Here is an 18,499-nt window from a genome sequence, read left to right as displayed (position 1 = left end):
TGTGCTAATTAGCTCAATTTACTAAAATTAGAAGATTTAAGGAAGGGAAATAAAAAAAAGGATTTGAATAAATCCTTTTCTCTTAATGCTACACTTAATGTGATTCCGTTTGGATTCGAACCAAAGACCTACTGCTTAGAAGGCAGTTGCTCTATCCAACTGAGCTACGGAACCTAAAATAAAAAGTCAACTTATGTATGGTGTCAAACACGTCCTCATAAATTGACTTCTGTCGGGGTGGCAGGATTCGAACCTACGACCTCTTGGTCCCAAACCAAGCGCGATACCGGGCTACGCTACACCCCGAAAATTGACTGCGGAGAGAGAGGGATTCGAACCCTCGGTACCGTTACCAGTACGCATGTTTAGCAAACATGTCCTTTCGGCCTCTCAGGCATCTCTCCTAGCATTTAAGAGAGCACAAATGTACTAAATATATTTAGTAAATGAAATTTATGCTTAAAAATTATTTGGCCATAAGGTCAAAACTAGAGACTGCCTTACCTTCTAGATTCGTTTTTCCCATTAAATATAAGTCCATATTTCTAGCGGCTTCACGACCTTCAGAGATCGCCCAAACCACTAAAGATTGACCACGTCTCGCATCACCTGCGATGAAAACTTTCTCATTATCAGATTGATATGTGGGACTAGCAACTAAATTACCACGCTCATCTGACTTCACTCCTACAGCCGTTAACTGATCAAATAAATCAGTATGATCTGTGTGTAAAAATCCAGCAGCAATCAATGCTATATCACAAGGAATCTTTCTGCTATTGATAACTTCTTGCTCCATTTTACCCTCTTTCATTTGGTAAACGATATCACCTATGATCAATGCTTCTAATTCACCTTTCTCATTTTTAACATATTCTTGTAAGGCAATCGACCATAAACGCTCCACACCTTCATCATGCGAAGTAGATGTACGTAACATAGAAGGCCAATTAGGCCAAGGAGTTGTTGAATCTCTATCTACTGGCGGTTTAGGCATTACTTCAATTTGAGTAATGGAGGCTGCTTTATGACGATTAGAAGTACCTACACAGTCAGAACCCGTGTCCCCCCCGCCTATTATCACAACATGTTTTCCTTTCGCGTATATATCATTATTACCATAGATTTCACCTTTATGGTTAACCTCTAGAGAAATCGAAGCGTTTCGCTTATTCTGTTGAGATAAAAATTCCATAGCAGGATAAATACCTTTAGCATCGTCTCCTTTTGCAGAAATAAAACGAGGTACCGTACTTCCTGTAGCTATCAAAACAGCATCGAAGTCATTCGTTAGATTGGCTAATTTTTCGGATGTTCCGATATTTGCATTGGTTATAAAAATAATACCCTCTTTCTTCATCACATCCACCCGGCGTGAAACGACAGACTTATCTAATTTAAAATCAGGAATTCCATAACGTAATAAACCTCCAATTTGATCAGCACGCTCATAAACACTAACTAAGTGTCCTGCTTTATTCAATTGAGCTGCAGCAGCTAAACCAGCTGGACCTGAACCAATAACAGCTATTTTTTTTCCACTTCGTGTTTTAGGAATAAATGGAATTACCCAACCCTCTGAATAGGCTTTTTCAATAATCGATTTCTCAATTAATTCAATCGCAACAGCTGGCTTATTAATGCCTAATACACAAGACGACTCACAAGGAGCCGGACAAATTCGTCCTGTAAATTCGGGGAAATTATTAGTCGTACTTAAAATATCGTAGGCATACTTCCAATTCTGCTCATAAACAGCATCATTGAATTCGGGTATAATATTGCCAAGTGGACAACCATTATGACAAAATGGTGTACCGCAATCCATGCAACGGCTAGCTTGCGCTTCAGTGTCCGCTGTCGTATTTAGTTGTTCTATTTCTTTGTAATCATTAACACGATCAGAAACAGCTCTTTTAGGAGCTAATATGCGGTCAATTTCCAAAAATCCGGTAGGCTTACCCATGCTATCTTATTTTAAATCTACTTTAATATCTTGATACACTCTGTCTTTGTCAGCTAATACATCAGAAATGCTTAATTTCCGAGAGCTTAAGGCATTCTTATAATCAACAGGTAATACCTTCTTAAATTGACTAGCTAATGCATTGAAATTATCAAAAACTTGTTTTCCTTTAACTGAACCGGTTAAAGCCACATGTTTTTCTAAAAACATCAAGATGATATTCTTATCTTCCGGAGTTAATTCCGTGATTTCTACCATTTCGCGATTCACTTTGGCATCGAACTTATTCTGTTCATCCAAAATATAGGCTACTCCACCTGACATACCTGCGCCAAAATTTCGACCTGTATTACCTAAAATAATAACTAAGCCACCAGTCATATACTCGCAACCGTGATCTCCGATTCCTTCTACTACAACTTTAGCACCTGAATTTCTAACACAGAAACGTTCTCCCGCCATTCCAGCTAGATAAGCTTCCCCCGAGGTTGCACCATAAAAGGACACATTGCCTATAATAGAGTTCTCAGATGCTTTGAACGATGCTTCAGGAGATGGATAAGCTACTAATGTCGCTCCACATAATCCTTTACCTACGTAATCATTAGCATCTCCTTCTATTTCAAATTTAATACCTTTCACCGTAAATGCACCAAAAGATTGACCTGCTGTACCTTTGAATTTAATATTAATCGTATCAGCTGGGAGACCCTTAGCACCATATTTTTTAGTTATCTCGTTAGATAAAATAGTTCCTACCGAACGATTTACATTGATAATATCAAGTTCCGCACTTACTTTAACTCCCTTGTCCAAAGCTGGCTGAGCTATTTTTAATAATTCCCAATCAATTTGCTCTGACAAACCATGATCTTGTTCTTCTGATTTAAATACAGCAACCCCTTCAGATAAAACCGACGGTGCTAAAATGGGACTTAAATCTAAATTTTTAAATTTCCAATGACTGGAAAGATCTTTCATCTCTAACAGATCAACACGGCCTACCATTTCTTCAAGCCTACGGAAACCTAATTCAGCCATTATCTCTCGCAATTCTTGCGCTAAAAAATGGAATAAATTGACCACATGGTCTGCTTGGCCTGTATACAAGGCTCTTAATTCTGGATTTGTTGTGGCCACTCCTACCGGACAGGTATTTAAATGACACTTACGCATCATAATACATCCAGCCGTTACTAGAGCTGCCGTTGCCACACCGAATTCTTCCGCTCCTAGTAAAGCAGCTACGGCTATATCTTTTCCTGTCTTTATTTGGCCATCTGCTTGAATAGTCACACGACCACGTAGCTTATTTTTCACTAAGGTTTGGTGGGTTTCAGCTAAACCAAGTTCCCAAGGTAAACCTGCGTGGCGAATTGATGATAATGGAGACGCTCCAGTCCCACCATCATAACCAGCAATCAAAATATGGTCTGCATGTGCTTTAGCAACACCTGCAGCAATAGTTCCTACGCCAGCTTCAGAGACCAATTTAACAGAAATTCGGGCTGCTCTATTGGCATTTTTTAAATCAAAAATTAACTGAGCTAAATCTTCAATAGAATAAATATCATGGTGTGGAGGAGGAGATATTAAACCTACGCCTGGCGTACTATGACGCGTTTTTCCAATCCAATCATCTATTTTATGTCCTGGTAATTGACCACCTTCTCCTGGCTTAGCCCCTTGAGCCATTTTAATTTGAAGTTCCTTTGCATTCGTTAAATAATGTGCAGTCACGCCGAATCGACCAGAGGCGACTTGCTTTATAGCTGAATTCATAGAATCCCCATTCGCCATTTTTTTAAATCGAATAGGATCTTCTCCACCCTCACCTGTATTAGATTTACCTCCAATACGGTTCATCGCAATAGCTAATGTCGTATGAGCCTCAAAAGAAATAGAACCAAATGACATAGCTCCAGTTGCAAAACGAGCTAATAAACTTTCTATTGGTTCTACTTCATCAATAGAAATGGCCGTACTAGATTTAAACTTAAGCAAGCCACGAAGCGTGATGGTTTTCTTACTTTGGTCATCAATTAATTGAGCATACTTTTTATAAATAGCATAATCATTTTGCTTTGTAGCTTGTTGCAATAAATGGATGGTAGCTGGATTAAATAAATGTTCTTCGCCTCTCTGTTTCCATTGGTAGATACCGCCCACTTCTAATTTAGGAGATTCTTGCTTTAATAATTGATATCCAGACGCGTGCTTGATTAGCGCTTCCTTGGCAATGATATCTAAACTAATACCCCCAATTCGAGAAATTGAACCTGTGAAATACGTATCAACCACATCCTTCCCTATACCTAAAATTTCAAAAATTTGAGCTCCTTGATAAGATTGCAAAGTGGAAATACCCATTTTAGAGAAAATCTTTAGAAGCTCACCATTAACTGCTTTGATATAATTGTACTCTAATTTATCATAGCTTAAATCTTGATTAACAAAACCCTGATCTTTCATGGCTTTGATTGTTTCAAAAGCCATGTATGGATTGATTGCACTCGCGCCGTATCCTATCAAAGTAGCAAAATGGTGGGTTTCCCACACATCACCTGCTTCAATAATAATACCCACTTTGGCGCGTTTTTTCGTACGATTCAAATGGTTATGTACTGAGGCTAAAGCTAATAAGGACGGAATGGGTGCATGAGAACTATCGATTCCTCTATCCGTTAATAAAATGATGGAATAACCATCATCCACTGCATCTTCAGCATATTGATTAATGCGATCCAAAGCTCTTTTCAAAACACCTTCTTCTTCCGACGCACGGAAAGTCATGTGAATGGATTTTGTTTGGAAATTCTCATGATCAATCCAACGAATTTTCTCTACTTCTCTATTACGTAAGACAGGTTGTTGAATTTCAATTTGACGACAATGGGACGGACTTTCTTCCAGTAAATTAGATAAACCACCAATATCAGAAAGTAGCGACATTACCATTCGCTCACGAATTGGATCTATTGGCGGATTCGTTACTTGTGCAAATAGCTGCTTGAAATAAGATGATAAGTGCTGTGCCTTTTCAGACAATACAGCTAACGGAGTATCGATACCCATCGAACCAAGAGCCTCTTTTCCTGTCTCTGCCATTTGAGCTAGAACAATACGAATATCTTCCGTAGTAAAGCCAAATATCTGTTGTCTAGAAACTAATTGAATAGCTTTTGGCTGCCTAAATTCGCTTCCTGCCTCCGGTAAATCCTCTACTCTAATCTTATTATTTAACAACCATTCCCCATAAGGCTGTTGTTGACAAATCTTTTCTTTTAATTCATCATCAGGAATAATACGACCTTGTTCCATGTCCACTACAAACATTTTACCAGGCTGTAAACGACCTTTTGAAACTATAGTGGATGGATCTAAATCTAACACACCTGCTTCAGATGCCATAATTACATGATCATCCGATGTTACCCAATACCGCGAGGGACGAAGACCATTACGGTCTAAGGTAGCGCCTATCATTTTACCATCTGTAAATGAGATACTCGCTGGGCCATCCCAAGGCTCCATCATGGCTGCATGGTATTCGTAGAAATCCTTTTTGTATTTCTCCATGCTTTCATTGCCATCCCAAGCTTCAGGGATAAGCATCATCATCACATGCGGCAACGAACGACCTGTTAAATACAATAACTCAATGGCATTGTCTAATATGGCTGAATCTGATTGTCCAAGACTACAAACCGGAAGAATCATGTCTAATTCTTCTTGTGTAAAATATTTACTAGAGAATAAAGCTGATTGAGCTTGCATCCAAGATGAATTACCTTTTACCGTATTAATCTCCCCATTGTGCGCAATAAAGCGAAATGGTTGAGCCAATTTCCACTCTGGAAACGTATTAGTCGAAAAGCGAGAATGAACAATAGCTAAAGCTGAGGTGAAATTCTCTTGAAATAGATCTAAGAAATAGCCAGGAACTTGCATCGTCGTTAACATACCTTTGTAAATAATGGTACGGCATGACAAAGAGGCGAAGTAAAAATTGTTATCTAAGCCAGAAATGGTTTCATTTAATAACTTAGCTACGTATTGTCTGAAAACATATAGTTTTCGTTCAAAATCTATCTCAGTGGCACAATCAACTGGTCTTTCTATAAATAATTGCTGAATGGATGGTTCTGTATTTCCTGAATCAGCTCCCGTGATTTCTGAATTATCTACAGGCACTACTCTATAACCCAATACACGCAATCCTAACTTCTTTGTTTTGCGTTCAATTACCTCCTTACATTCCTTTATTAAAGTTTCATCATTCGGAAAAAAGACCATCCCTACACCATAATTGCCTAAAGACGGTAGAGAAAAACCTAATGAACTTGTTTCTTCTAAAAAGAATTCATGAGGAAGTTGTACTAAAACACCTGCACCATCACCTGAATTAGGATCACAACCGCAAGCACCCCTGTGATCCATACGAATCAACATTTTGATGGAATCTTGAACGATACGATGAGATTTTATGCCCTTCAAACTAGCTACAAACCCAATCCCACACGCATCGTGTTCAAATTCTTTTCTGTACAAACCTACCTCATTCGGATTTCTCATAGGAAACTATAAATATTCTAATATAAATAATAATAAATCGTAAACAGTAATAATTGAAAACGTGGCAATTATAGATAGATAATATACCTAATCTTAAATTTAATTAAAAATAAATTTGGCAAAACGATCTAAAGACAAAATATTCTTCTGAATTTGAATTATCAGAAATGCGAAATAAAATTTCTTGTTATAGTACCATTTTAATCATAATCATCTCCACTAGATTCCCCAAATTCACTCTCCCCTTCGGTATCATCCTCATCTTGGAATTCATTTTCTAAGTCATTTAGGTAAATAGCATCCACCCCTTCTTGAACTGTATTTAATAAAGTGAGATTTTCAATTTTAGCGGCATCCAACCTTTCCGCAATAGATTCGTTCTTAGTTACTACTACAAATAGGCCACCTTCATTCGTACAGATCTTAGTTCCCTTACGAATGGCGGAAACCCCATAACCATCTATTTCTTCTGTTTTAGAAAGATTGAGCACCATATTAGCATAATCTTTCTTGAATAATAAACGAATGGCATTCTCTAATTCTTCTGAATTAGAAGAGGCTAGTTGATCAGCTATCCAATCAATAAGGGCATAACTCTCGTTTTGTTCGAGCTTAAATGAATTTACGTCAGACATGTTGTAAAAACTGGATTGTGTTAGTAAAAATACGATTATTTAAATCTTCTTGTGGTTCTTTAATAAATTTCATACCCGTAATCTCTTCAAAAAGAAGCACGTAACGATCAGAAATTTGTTGGACAAATTCATCCGTAATTATTGGAATTTGTTGCCCCTCTTTTCCTTGAAATCCGTTAGCAATTAACCATTCCCGTACAAACTCCTTAGATAATTGCTTTTGAGCTAGACCTTTTTCGAACAATTCTGTGTAAGGCTCTTTGTAAAAATAACGTGATGAATCTGGTGTGTGAATTTCATCCATTAACATGATCTTTCCTTGATATAAACCAAACTCATATTTAGTATCCACTAATATCAGGTTTTTCTCTTCAGCCATTTCTTGCCCACGTTGAAACAAGCGTTTCGTAATATCACATAATTCATTCATATGTGTATTTGAAACTATTCCTTGCGCTACGATTGCTGCTACCGAAATATCTTCATCATGGCCCTCGCTAGCTTTCGTTGTAGGTGTAATTATGGGTTCAGGCAATTGTTGGTTTTCTTTTAATCCTTCTGGAAGCTTAACTCCACAAACCTCTCTTTTACCTGATTTATATTCTCTCCAAAGATGTCCAACCAAATACCCTCTAATAACCATTTCAATGGCAAATGGTTCACATTTTAGACCAAAGGCCACATTAGGGTCAGGCGTAGCTAGTAACCAATTGGGTACTATATCAGCTGTTTTTTGCAAAAAATAAGAGGCAATTTGGTTTAAAACCTGTCCTTTAAAAGGAATCAACTTAGGCAAAACAACGTCAAAGGCAGAAATGCGATCTGATGTAATCATTAAAAGACGATCTCCAATTCCATACACATCACGCACTTTTCCTTTATAAAAAGAGGTTTGATTAGGAAATTGATAAGGTGCTGAATTCATGGTAAGAGTAATTAATAGATAAGGTTCTTTTGCTTTTTCTTCATCAAATCAAGCAAAGATAAAGCTTCTTGGGTGTTTATTTTTTGAGATTGACGGATCATTTGAGTTGATTGCTGTTGTTTCTTTAATTTATTCTGTGGAAAATTGAATGCGTACAATTCATAAGATTTCACCAAAGTATCTACGTTTCCATTTTCGATGATGGATTGGTGTAAATCCTTTAAACCTTCCTTCGAATTTCCTTTTAAAGCTAGGAAATGACTTAATAATATATCATTCGATATGGAATGAGAATTTAAAGAAACTGTATTATCCATAAGGTTATTAGCATGTACTTTTAATTCAATAACAGCAATAGCATTTTCAATATTGGTATTAATGTAAATGCTTGATCGCTTGAGTTGTTTCGCATTTTTTAAAGCGGCACTATAATCACGACTATTTATTTGCTGATTTAACAATGCGATTTGGCGATTATAATCTTCAGATGAACTGGAGAATAATCCTTCATACAATAAAATAAAAATATAAAATAACGTAGAGAACATCTATATTTTAATGGCTTTGGCAATAAATACTATATCTATAAACAATAAAAACAGGATTAAAAGTACTAAATAGAATCTCACGTAGGAAGATCCAATATAACTATTTAGCATATCGGTAGACAAAAAAGATGTATTCTTTGATTCCTGATCTACTAATTCCCAATGCCCGTTTCTAGAAGTATAAAAATTAAAATTATCCTCTTTAGGTAGAGAGCTGAGATTATTGCTAAGAGTTAATTTAGGATAAATTAAAGTTAATTCATGACCATTTTCAACTAAATGCAAAAAGGAATCTTTATTCGTTAGGGGAATAACTTGAATCCATTGCTGATTTTTAGGCATAAACATATTTAAACTAATACGGCTTTCTTCTGGCAGCTCTCGCACTTTATCCTGTAATTTAATCCATGTAAGACTCGAACTATTTTCTGCTATGGCAAACATCATTGTATGAGTATCAGCTGTTTTTAACTGGCTAATCTGCTTTACATTAAGGGTGTAAAAACCAAGCATAGCGAAAGCAATCAATAGAATAAATCGAAGGATATATTTAAAAATTAGTGTCCTAGAAACACGAAATACCTTTCCTCTGGCTATATAATATTTATAAGCGATGATGAGTGAAGAGGCCAAATACAGACCAACCAATAAAATACCTAATTCCTTTAAATTCATTAAAACGGGTAAATTCAATAAAATTTAATTGCTATTTTTACAATTCTATCAAAAATAGCATGGATATATTAAAAAGTAAACGCCTAGATCACCTTAAATATGAAATTCGTGGACCGGTTTATGACAAGGCCTTAGCTCTTCAAAATCAAGGTTACAAGATCACTTCACTAAATATAGGTAATCCAGCCGCCTTTGGCTTTGAAACACCTGATGAAATCGTCCATGATATAATTGTAAATATACGAAATGCTCAGGGATATGTTGATTCTAGGGGTTTATTTGCAGCGCGCAAAGCGGTTATGCAGTACTATCAAAACTTAGGCGTAAAAAATATACTGATTGAGGATATTTACATCGGCAATGGAGTTAGTGAGCTTATTTCTCTAGTAATGACGGCATTACTTAATACCGATGATGAGGTATTAATTCCTTCTCCAGATTACCCATTATGGACTACTGTAGCAGGTTTAGCAGGCGGAAAAGCAGTACATTATTCCTGTGATGAAGAAAAAGAATGGGCGCCTGATTTAGCCGATATTGAATCCAAGATAAGCTCTAAAACTAGAGCTATAGTTCTAATAAACCCTAATAATCCCACTGGTGCTGTGTATTCAGAGGACACAGTAAAAAAAGTGGTGGCTTTAGCTGCAAAGCATCAATTAGTACTATTTGCAGATGAAATTTATGATAAAATATTATTTGATGGAACTGTTCACCATACGGCGGCTGGCTTATCAGATGACATTCTCATCATTACTATGGGCGGTTTATCTAAAAATTACCGTGCGGCTGGTTTTAGAGGAGGTTGGATGATATTAACAGGGGCAAAACATAAAGCTAAATCCTATATTGAAGGATTAAATTTTTTGTTTAGTACTCGATTGTGTGCGAATGTAATCACACAATATGGGATACAAACGGCATTAGGTGGTTATCAATCTATTAATGATTTAGTGGCTAAAGAAGGTCGCATAAATCGCCAAATGAATCTAGCCCACGAGAGAATAAATGCAATTGACGGTGTTAGTGCTATAAAACCTAAAGGAGCTTTATATCTATTTCCGAAAATTGATCTTTCGAAGTTTAATTTTGAAGATGACAATCATTTTGTCATGTCCTTATTAGAAGAGCAAAAGATTTTAGTAGTGGGTGGTCGTGGGTTTAATTTTAGTGGAAAAGATCATTTTAGAATTGTCTTTTTACCTCACGTAGAACAATTAGGAATAGCTTTAGACAAGATCGCTCAACATTTTGAAAACTACCGGAAATGATCTTTAACCAATTCTCTCGGAAACAAAAGTTATTTATATTCCTTTTTGGTATATTTTTAACGAATGCGATTGTTGCAGAGATTATTGGCGTTAAAATAGTTAGCATTGAAAGAACATTAGGTTTTTCACCTTTACATTGGGAAACGCCCTGGGGTGATTTTTGGGATTTAAACCAAACGGCTGGTGCATTAAACTGGCCATTGGTATTTATAACATCAGATATTATAAATGATTATTTTGGCAAAAAAGGAGTTCGTTTTATTTCCTTCACCACTGCCCTATTCATTGCGTTTTCCTTCTTTATCATTTACTCCGCCACCTTACTAGTTCCTGCTGATTTCTGGGTAGATGTGAACAAAGGATCGGAGAATTTCAATATTAACGAAGCATTTGCTCGCATCTTCCGCCAAGGCTTAGGAATTATTTTAGGATCACTATCGGCCTTTTTAGTAAGTCAAATTATTGATGCGCTAGTATTTGAAAAAATAAAGGCTAGAACTGGTTCTAAGCACATTTGGTTAAGAGCAACCGGATCAACGCTTATATCTCAATTATTTGACAGTGTTTTAGTGATTGGAATTGCTTTTTTCCTGTTCGGAAATTGGACTTTTAGCCAATGGATGAACGTTTCTTTCAATAATTATTTCTACAAATTTATCGTGGCCATTTTATTCACCCCAGTATTATATCTAGCTCATTGGGGGATAGAGAAATATTTAGCGGCTGAGAAAGCGCTTTAAATTATCGGCTATAACAGCTGTAGAAATTCCTACATTCAAAGATTCGGCACTCCCAAAAGATGGAATGGTAATTCGTTCGTCTAATAAAGCTAAAATTTCCTCCCGAATTCCGAGTGATTCATTCCCTACAATGATAAATCCACTTTCTGGGAATTGATACTGATGAATGTTTTCCCCATTTAACACAGCTCCTATTTTTTTATACGTAGGATGTGCTTTTAAGAAATCGACCAGGTCCACATATTTAAATTCAACACGGGAAAAAGATCCCATGCTAGAAATAATCACTTTAGGATTGTAAAATTCAGTACAGTCATCTGATAGAACTAACTGTTTGAAACCATACCAATCACAAATACGAATAATGGTACCCAGATTTCCTGGATCTCTAATCCCATCCAAAACAATCGTATACCTATCTTGTAATTTAAAATCAGAAAATTGCTTCTGCTTTACAACAGCTAACCCAAATGAATTAGTCACCAGCGTACTTAGCTTTTGAAAAGAGTCTGTATCTAAGGTATAGATAGGTGCATTAGATTTTAAATTAATTTGATGATGTAAATCGGACTGAGAATCATTAATAACAAAGAATTCAACAATAAAATCCGAAGTCAATAATTCTAACAAAGACTTCTCTCCTTCCACTAAAAATAAATCATTCTCTTTTCTTCCTTTTTTAGAATGTAGGGAATTAATTAACTTTATTTGTTTATTAGTTAGCATCATTTGAAGAATCAATCAATTATCGGTTTTATTGTCTTGAGTTTAGGTCTCATTTCCTGTGGCCAATATCAAAGATATGAAATCGCACAACCTGTTATTAATCAAATTAATATTTCAGGAAATAGCCAAATTTCTACTTTAGAATTACGGTCAAATGTGATCGGAATAAAGAATTCATATCGCCGATTACTACCCACAAAATTATATACTTATCTGGGCAATAAAAGGAAAAGAAAAGATTCTCTTGAAATTAAACCCAGTTTCTTCCAATTCTTCAAATCCCCCAATCCTACTTACAGCGAAACCTGGTTGGAAAACAATCAGAGTCAGATACAACGATATTACCGCGAGAATGGCTTTTTAAGGGTAGTGGTAGCGCCTAAAATCGATACAGTTGGTAAATTAGTTAATGTTGCTTTTCAGATTAAGGAAGGAGGTCCTAGCTATTTTACTAAGGAAGATTCTGTATCCGTAGATAACCCGATTTTAGCTGAGCATATAAAATCTTTTTTAAGCAATAATAGCTTAATAAATCCTATGCAACGATTGCAACTTTCCTTATTGAAAAAGGAAAAAGAGCAATTAAGTCATCATTTACGAAATGAAGGATATTATTATTTTTCAGCTGATGCGGTAGGTATCCGTTTAAATGACCTTAAAGACAGTACGCTGCGACATGTCTCGCTTTATTATAAAATACCAGAATTTAAAAATCGGGCAGTAATAAGTAATTATGATCGATTGTATCGGATAGGATTACCTGAATTTAACATATCAGATCCATTGGGTAATCCAGCAGAGCATCCTCCTTTAAAAAGCTTGAGTAAACTTATTACTTTAAAAGAGGATGATTTGTATTCGGTGGATATATTTAATCAAAGTTTAAAGAATATCTATCTAACCGATCAATTCAAAACAGTCTCTATTCGATTTGATACAACAAGAACACGCCTATTTCCTAAAATTGAACTATTCCAAAATGAGAAATATAATTTTAGTTCTGAATTAGGAGGAAGTGTATTTAGAGGTATTCCAGGTCCATTCTTAACAAATTCATTTAAAGTAAGACGACTGTTTTCTAGTCTTGATTACTTCGATTTTTCTACGCGTCTAGGGTATGAGGCGCAATCAGGATTTATTAATACGTCAGATACAAGGAACAATTTAGAGTTAAATGTTTCGGCATCCATCAACTTTCCTACCCTCAATTTACCTAAATCAATCATTGGTAAATTAGGGTCCTATTATGGGGCCAAAACTTCCGTAGGTGTCGGCTTCGATTTTATAAATAGGCCCGAATACCAGCGTACTAATTTGAATTTATTCCAGCGCTATACATGGCAGAAAAGTGAGTTTAGTTATTTCACCTTCTCCCTGATCAATTTAAACTTGTTAAATACAAATTATCCTGAAACAGCCACCTCAGATGCATTTAATGAATATTTACAAGAACTTAAATTAAAGGGAAATAATTTATACCGAAGTTTTAATCCCAGTTTTGTTAGTAGTTTTTCTTTTCAATATGTTTATCGGGACTTATTGCCAACAAATGAGTTGAAAAATGGCAAAATTTTTCAACTAGGTTTAGAATCAGGTGGATCAACATTGAATTTTTTGCCTAATTATAAATTTAACTTTGTAGCAGATTTACTAAATAGTGGCCAGGATATTCAATTTTATCGCTTTTTGCGATTAAACTTTGATTATCGCCGTTATAAAATGCTGGGTTCTAATCGTAAGTCCCAATTAGCCTTTAAATTAATAGGTGGAGTTGCCTACGCTTATGGTGGTGACAATGACTATCAATTACCCTATGAAAAAAACTTCTTTATTGGTGGTCCTTCTAGTGTTAGAGCTTGGAAACCTAGACGTTTAGGGCCAGGCTCCTACATATCCTCCTCTAATCTTGTAGAACAACCAGGTAGTATTTTACTCGAATCCTCCTTAGAATACAGATTTAAATTATTCCCCTTATTTGGCCAAATGAACGGAGCCTTCTTCGTCGATGCTGGAAATGTCTGGAATATGAGTCAAGGAAACACAGACCCTACTACTCAGTTTAATGTTAGTGATTTTTATAATCAAATAGCCGTAGGAACAGGTTTCGGACTACGTTGGGATTTTGACTTCTTCCTATTACGATTAGATTTAGCCACTAAAGTTGTTAATCCTGCAAATCCTGCAAATAAAAAATGGGTTTTGCCCGAGACTTCTTTCGAAGGTGGACAAAACCCAATTGAATTTAATATTGGTATTGGATATCCTTTCTAAGGATTATTTACGAGCCATTACTTGAATAGCCTTCTCCACAATTGCCTTTGCGTTTAAACCATATTTCTCCATTAATTCAGCCGGCTTTCCTGACTCACCGAACGAATCATTTACTCCTACGAATTCCATAGGAGTAGGATGGTTTAGTGCTAAATATTGTGCTACTGAATCGCCTAGACCACCATTATACTGATGCTCTTCTGCCGTTACGACACAACCCGTCTTTTTAACCGAAGCTAAAATAGCCTGTACATCTAAAGGCTTAATCGTATGAATATTGATTACCTCAGCATTGATTCCTTTTTCTAAAAGAGCTTCCGCAGCTTGAATAGCTTCCCATACCAAATGACCCGTAGCTATAATCGTTACATCTGATCCTTTGACTAAATGTACTGCTTTACCTATCTCAAATTTTTGATCTTCAGGCGTAAAAACAGGAACCACAGGACGACCGAAACGAAGATAAACAGGACCTTCGTAATCAGCAATGGCAATAGTAGCCGCTTTTGTCTGGTTATAATCACATGGATTAATTACTACCATTCCTGGGAGCATTTTCATTAATCCGATATCTTCTAAAATTTGGTGTGTTGCCCCATCCTCTCCTAACGTTAAACCTGCGTGTGAACAACAGATCTTAACATTCTTTCCAGAATAAGCGACTGACTGACGAATTTGATCGTATACACGACCCGTACCAAAGTTAGCGAACGTAGTTGCGAAAGGAATAAATCCCCCTAAAGTTAAACCTGCCGATATACCAATCATATTGGCTTCCGCAATACCAGTTTGGAAAAAACGCTCTGGGCTATTTTTAATAAAACCTTCTAATTTCAATGATCCTATTAAATCAGCGCACAATGCGACCACTTTAGGGTTATGTTGACTTAAATACTCCATACCCGCTCCAAAACCTGAGCGTGTATCTTTTTTTGTTTCGTAGGTAAATAATGCCATTTCTATCTGATTAATAATCGCCTAAAGTTTCTTCTAATTGCGCTAATGCGTCTTCTAATTGTTGATCATTAGGAGCTACACCGTGCCATTTATGTGAATACATCATAAAATCTACACCTGCTCCCATCTCTGTTTTCATGATAATCATAATGGGCGAGCCTTTACCTAATTCTGCTTTGGCCCTTATTAACGTATTTTGAATATCAACCGCATCATTTCCATCCATACGCATCACATTCCACCCAAAAGCTTCATATTTTGCTTGTAAATCACGGTTACTCATTACCTTTTCCGTAGGTCCATCGATCTGCTGACCATTTTCATCTATAAACGCAATCAAATTATCCACCTTATGATGAGGAGCATACATGGCTGCTTCCCATACCTGGCCTTCATTTTGCTCGCCATCCCCCATTAAACAATATACAGTGGATGAGTCGCCATTTAATTTTTTTGCTTGTGCAGCACCAATAGAAACACTTAGGCCTTGACCTAATGATCCAGATGCGATGCGAATACCTTCTAAATGTTCGTGTGGCGTAGGGTGACCCTGTAAACGGGTATTTATTTTTCTAAAGGAAGCTAATTCAACAGTAGAAAAATAACCACGACGAGCTAAAACGCTATAAATAAGGGGTGATATATGCCCATTAGATAAGAAGAATATATCTTCATTCTTACCATCCATATCGAATACAACCTTAGCGGCTGCATCCGTTTTAAGATTCATTGTACTAAAAAATAGATCTACTAAAAGATCTGTACAACCTAATGATCCACCCGGGTGTCCTGACTGACAAGCATGAACCATTCTTAAAATGTCTCTGCGTACTTGAGAACTGATTTTTTGTATTTCTTGTGTTTGCATGGTAGGTGATTAGTGGATTTGGGAACTGTGATTTTTCGTGTCCACTTTTTCAATAATATCTGTAATAATTCCTGTTGAGGAGATAATAAATGTAGTACGCGCCACTCCCATGTATTGCTTGCCATACATGGATTTCTCTACCCAAACCCCAAAAGATTCAGCTAGTTGATGTTCTGGATCAGACAATAAGGGGAATTGAAGATTATACTTAGATTTAAACTTCGTGTGCGAAGAATTGCTATCAATGCTTACGCCTATCACTTGAAAACCTTTAGCTTCAAGCGAGGATAAATTTTCATTTAAATTACACGCTTGTGCAGTGCATCCTGGTGTATTGTCTTTGGGATAAAAATACAAAACAATCTTTCTGCCGTTAGGTATAGAAAATGTATTTCCATCAGAATCAACCATTGTAACGGAGGGAGCCGTATCACCAATTTGTAATTTCATATTAAGATATTGCTAGTTCGAATAATTTTGACCCTTCTAAAGAGCCTTGTAGAACGTCTCCTATGACTACTGGACCCACACCTGCTGGAGTTCCAGTGAATATATAATCGCCTGTTTTTAAGGTAAAATAGGCAGATACGTCTTCAATTAATTCAGCTACATTCCAAATCATTAAACCAGAATTTCCATCCTGAACTAATTCCCCATTCTTATGCAAAGCAAAATGAATCGGTTTATCTAAAATGGAGGATTCAAATGGCAGAAGTGAACTGACAAAAGCAGAACCATTAAAGGCTTTAGCCTTTTCCCAAGGTAAACCCTTTTCTTTCAACTTGCTTTGTACATCTCTCGCAGTAAAGTCAATACCTAAACCATAAGAATCGATGTACTTATGAGCAAATTTTGCTTCAATATTTTTACCCACTTTACCTATCCTAAACACTAACTCCAATTCATAATGAACATCAGAGGAGAATTTAGGATAATAAAAGTGACTATTTGCATCCAATAAAGCCGTATCAGGCTTTAAAAAAACCACCGGTTCTGTGGGTCTCTCATTCGATAATTCAGCGATATGATCTACGTAATTACGACCGATGCAAATAATTTTCATGGCTTATTTCAATACTTCTGATACTAAACGAGCTGCGTCTTTTAATAAAACGGCCGAGAATACTTTCAGGCCTGAATTATTAATTATAGCTGCACCTTCTTCTGCATTAGTCCCTTGTAGACGAACAATAATTGGAATTTTAATCTCTCCAATGTTTTTGTAGGCTTCAACAACCCCATTCGCTACACGATCACAACGTACAATACCACCAAAAATATTAATAAGGATGGCCTTAACATTAGGATCTTGAAGAATTATACGGAATCCAGCTTCTACCGTTTTAGCGTTAGCTCCACCCCCCACGTCAAGAAAGTTAGCGGGATCTCCACCAGATAATTTAATTATATCCATAGTAGCCATCGCTAAACCAGCTCCGTTTACCATGCAACCTACATTACCATCTAATTTCACGTAGTTTAAATCATTTTCAGACGCTTCCACCTCTAAAGGATCTTCCTCTTCAATATCACGTAAAACTGCTAAGTCTTTATGGCGAAATAAAGAATTATCATCGATGTCAACTTTAGCATCTACTGCTAAAATCTTATCATCAGACGTCTTCAACACCGGATTGATTTCAAACATGGATGAATCAGTCTCCACATAAGCACGATAAAGTGATTGAATGAACTTAACCATCTCTTTCAAAGCTGCTCCGCTTAAACCTAAAGCGAAGGCTACTTTACGCGCTTGAAAGTCTTGCAGACCTACGCGTGGATCAATCCATTCTTTTATAATTTTTTCTGGGCTATGCTCAGCCACTTCTTCGATATCCATTCCACCTTCCGTGCTTGCCATGATCACATTGCAAGCTTTAGCGCGGTCTAATAAGATCGATAAATAATATTCTTTAGGCTCAGAATCACCTGGATAATATACATCCTCAGAGATTAACACTTTATTCACTTTCTTTCCTTCGGGACCAGTCTGATGGGTAATTAATTGCATTCCCAAAATTTGAGAAACGCGTTCCTTTACTTCATCTAGGCTTTTAGCTAATTTAACTCCGCCACCTTTTCCTCGGCCACCTGCATGAATTTGAGCTTTAACGACAAACCATCCCGTTCCGGTCTGAGCTTTTAATTGCTCAGCCGCTGAAATAGCCTTATCAATAGAGTCAACTACAATCCCTTCTTGAATGCGCACTCCGTAACCTTTTAAGATTTCTTTTGCTTGATATTCGTGAATATTCATTTAGTAAAATTTTAATTTCGTGAAATTACTATTTATTTGCGTAAATATTAAATTAGAAGTCATTCATTCCCATTTTCTAAAAAAA

Annotated in this window: 15 protein-coding genes and 3 tRNA genes; 3 read left to right on the top strand and 15 right to left on the bottom strand. The window is 36.4% G+C overall.

What is annotated here, in order from left to right:
- Positions 1 to 100: 100 nt before the first annotated feature.
- From ACST14_RS01630 to ACST14_RS01590, 9 genes are all read right to left on the bottom strand, one after another.
- Positions 101 to 174: transfer RNA gene (locus ACST14_RS01630), tRNA-Arg, on the bottom strand.
- A gap of 58 nt (positions 175 to 232) precedes the next feature.
- A tRNA-Pro gene (locus ACST14_RS01625) sits at positions 233 to 306 on the bottom strand.
- An 11-nt stretch (positions 307 to 317) separates the two neighbouring features.
- Positions 318 to 404 (bottom strand) — tRNA-Ser (locus ACST14_RS01620).
- Positions 405 to 466: 62 nt separating this feature from the next.
- A complete protein-coding gene (locus tag ACST14_RS01615) occupies positions 467 to 1,966 on the bottom strand; it encodes a glutamate synthase subunit beta (protein ID WP_459459898.1) in 1,500 nt (499 codons plus the stop codon).
- A 6-nt stretch (positions 1,967 to 1,972) separates the two neighbouring features.
- Positions 1,973 to 6,541 (bottom strand): glutamate synthase large subunit, encoded by a 4,569-nt coding sequence (gltB, locus tag ACST14_RS01610; protein ID WP_459459896.1) that lies wholly within the window; start codon positions 6,539 to 6,541, stop codon positions 1,973 to 1,975.
- A 200-nt stretch (positions 6,542 to 6,741) separates the two neighbouring features.
- Positions 6,742 to 7,176, bottom strand: coding sequence for an STAS domain-containing protein (locus ACST14_RS01605; RefSeq protein WP_459459894.1), 435 nt, complete (start codon positions 7,174 to 7,176; stop codon positions 6,742 to 6,744).
- Positions 7,169 to 8,101, bottom strand: coding sequence for a phosphoribosylaminoimidazolesuccinocarboxamide synthase (locus ACST14_RS01600; RefSeq protein WP_459459892.1), 933 nt, complete (start codon positions 8,099 to 8,101; stop codon positions 7,169 to 7,171). Before ACST14_RS01600 ends, ACST14_RS01605 begins: the two co-directional genes overlap by 8 nt.
- An 11-nt stretch (positions 8,102 to 8,112) precedes the next feature.
- Positions 8,113 to 8,649, bottom strand: a complete 537-nt coding sequence (locus ACST14_RS01595) for a hypothetical protein (RefSeq protein WP_459459890.1) — start codon at positions 8,647 to 8,649, stop codon at positions 8,113 to 8,115.
- Positions 8,650 to 9,324 (bottom strand): hypothetical protein, encoded by a 675-nt coding sequence (locus ACST14_RS01590; RefSeq protein WP_459459888.1) that lies wholly within the window; start codon positions 9,322 to 9,324, stop codon positions 8,650 to 8,652.
- A 59-nt stretch (positions 9,325 to 9,383) separates the two neighbouring features.
- On the opposite strand from ACST14_RS01590, the gene ACST14_RS01585 reads away from it, so the two are divergent.
- Both ACST14_RS01585 and ACST14_RS01580 read left to right on the top strand, forming a co-directional pair.
- Positions 9,384 to 10,595, top strand: a complete 1,212-nt coding sequence (locus tag ACST14_RS01585; protein WP_459459886.1) for a pyridoxal phosphate-dependent aminotransferase — start codon at positions 9,384 to 9,386, stop codon at positions 10,593 to 10,595.
- Entirely contained in the window at positions 10,592 to 11,335 is a 744-nt protein-coding gene (locus tag ACST14_RS01580) for a queuosine precursor transporter (protein WP_459459884.1), read from the top strand. Before ACST14_RS01585 ends, ACST14_RS01580 begins: the two co-directional genes overlap by 4 nt.
- On the opposite strand, the gene ACST14_RS01575 is transcribed toward ACST14_RS01580, so the two are convergent.
- Positions 11,312 to 12,064 carry a TrmH family RNA methyltransferase gene (locus tag ACST14_RS01575; protein ID WP_459459882.1) on the bottom strand — a complete coding sequence of 251 codons (753 nt, stop codon included), beginning with the start codon at positions 12,062 to 12,064 and terminating at the stop codon, positions 11,312 to 11,314. The two genes, ACST14_RS01580 and ACST14_RS01575, sit on opposite strands and share 24 nt — an antisense overlap.
- Here ACST14_RS01575 and tamL point away from each other — a divergent pair, their 5' ends adjacent.
- On the top strand, positions 12,065 to 14,332 hold the full coding sequence (gene tamL, locus ACST14_RS01570; RefSeq protein WP_459459880.1) for a translocation and assembly module lipoprotein TamL: 2,268 nt from the start codon (positions 12,065 to 12,067) through the stop codon (positions 14,330 to 14,332).
- A gap of 3 nt (positions 14,333 to 14,335) precedes the next feature.
- On the opposite strand, the gene ACST14_RS01565 is transcribed toward tamL, so the two are convergent.
- From ACST14_RS01565 to sucC, 5 genes are read right to left on the bottom strand one after another with little or no spacing between them, the layout of a single operon-like run.
- Positions 14,336 to 15,289 (bottom strand): transketolase family protein, encoded by a 954-nt coding sequence (locus ACST14_RS01565; protein ID WP_459459878.1) that lies wholly within the window; start codon positions 15,287 to 15,289, stop codon positions 14,336 to 14,338.
- Positions 15,290 to 15,299: 10 nt separating this feature from the next.
- Positions 15,300 to 16,157: a transketolase gene (locus tag ACST14_RS01560; RefSeq protein ID WP_459459876.1), complete on the bottom strand. Its 858-nt coding sequence runs from the start codon at positions 16,155 to 16,157 to the stop codon at positions 15,300 to 15,302.
- Positions 16,158 to 16,166: 9 nt separating this feature from the next.
- The gene (gene bcp, locus ACST14_RS01555) at positions 16,167 to 16,607 is read right to left on the bottom strand and encodes a thioredoxin-dependent thiol peroxidase (RefSeq protein WP_459459874.1); all 441 of its coding nucleotides are present in this window, start codon (positions 16,605 to 16,607) and stop codon (positions 16,167 to 16,169) included.
- 1 nt (position 16,608) lies between these two features.
- Positions 16,609 to 17,220 carry a fumarylacetoacetate hydrolase family protein gene (locus ACST14_RS01550; RefSeq protein ID WP_459459872.1) on the bottom strand — a complete coding sequence of 204 codons (612 nt, stop codon included), beginning with the start codon at positions 17,218 to 17,220 and terminating at the stop codon, positions 16,609 to 16,611.
- A gap of 3 nt (positions 17,221 to 17,223) precedes the next feature.
- Positions 17,224 to 18,414, bottom strand: a complete 1,191-nt coding sequence (gene sucC, locus ACST14_RS01545; protein ID WP_459459870.1) for an ADP-forming succinate--CoA ligase subunit beta — start codon at positions 18,412 to 18,414, stop codon at positions 17,224 to 17,226.
- Positions 18,415 to 18,499: the final 85 nt, after the last annotated feature.

The organism is Aquirufa sp. A-Brett2-15D, from assembly GCF_054558735.1.
Note: the sequence above shows the minus strand (reverse complement) of the source record. Positions and strands in the feature narration are given on the sequence as shown.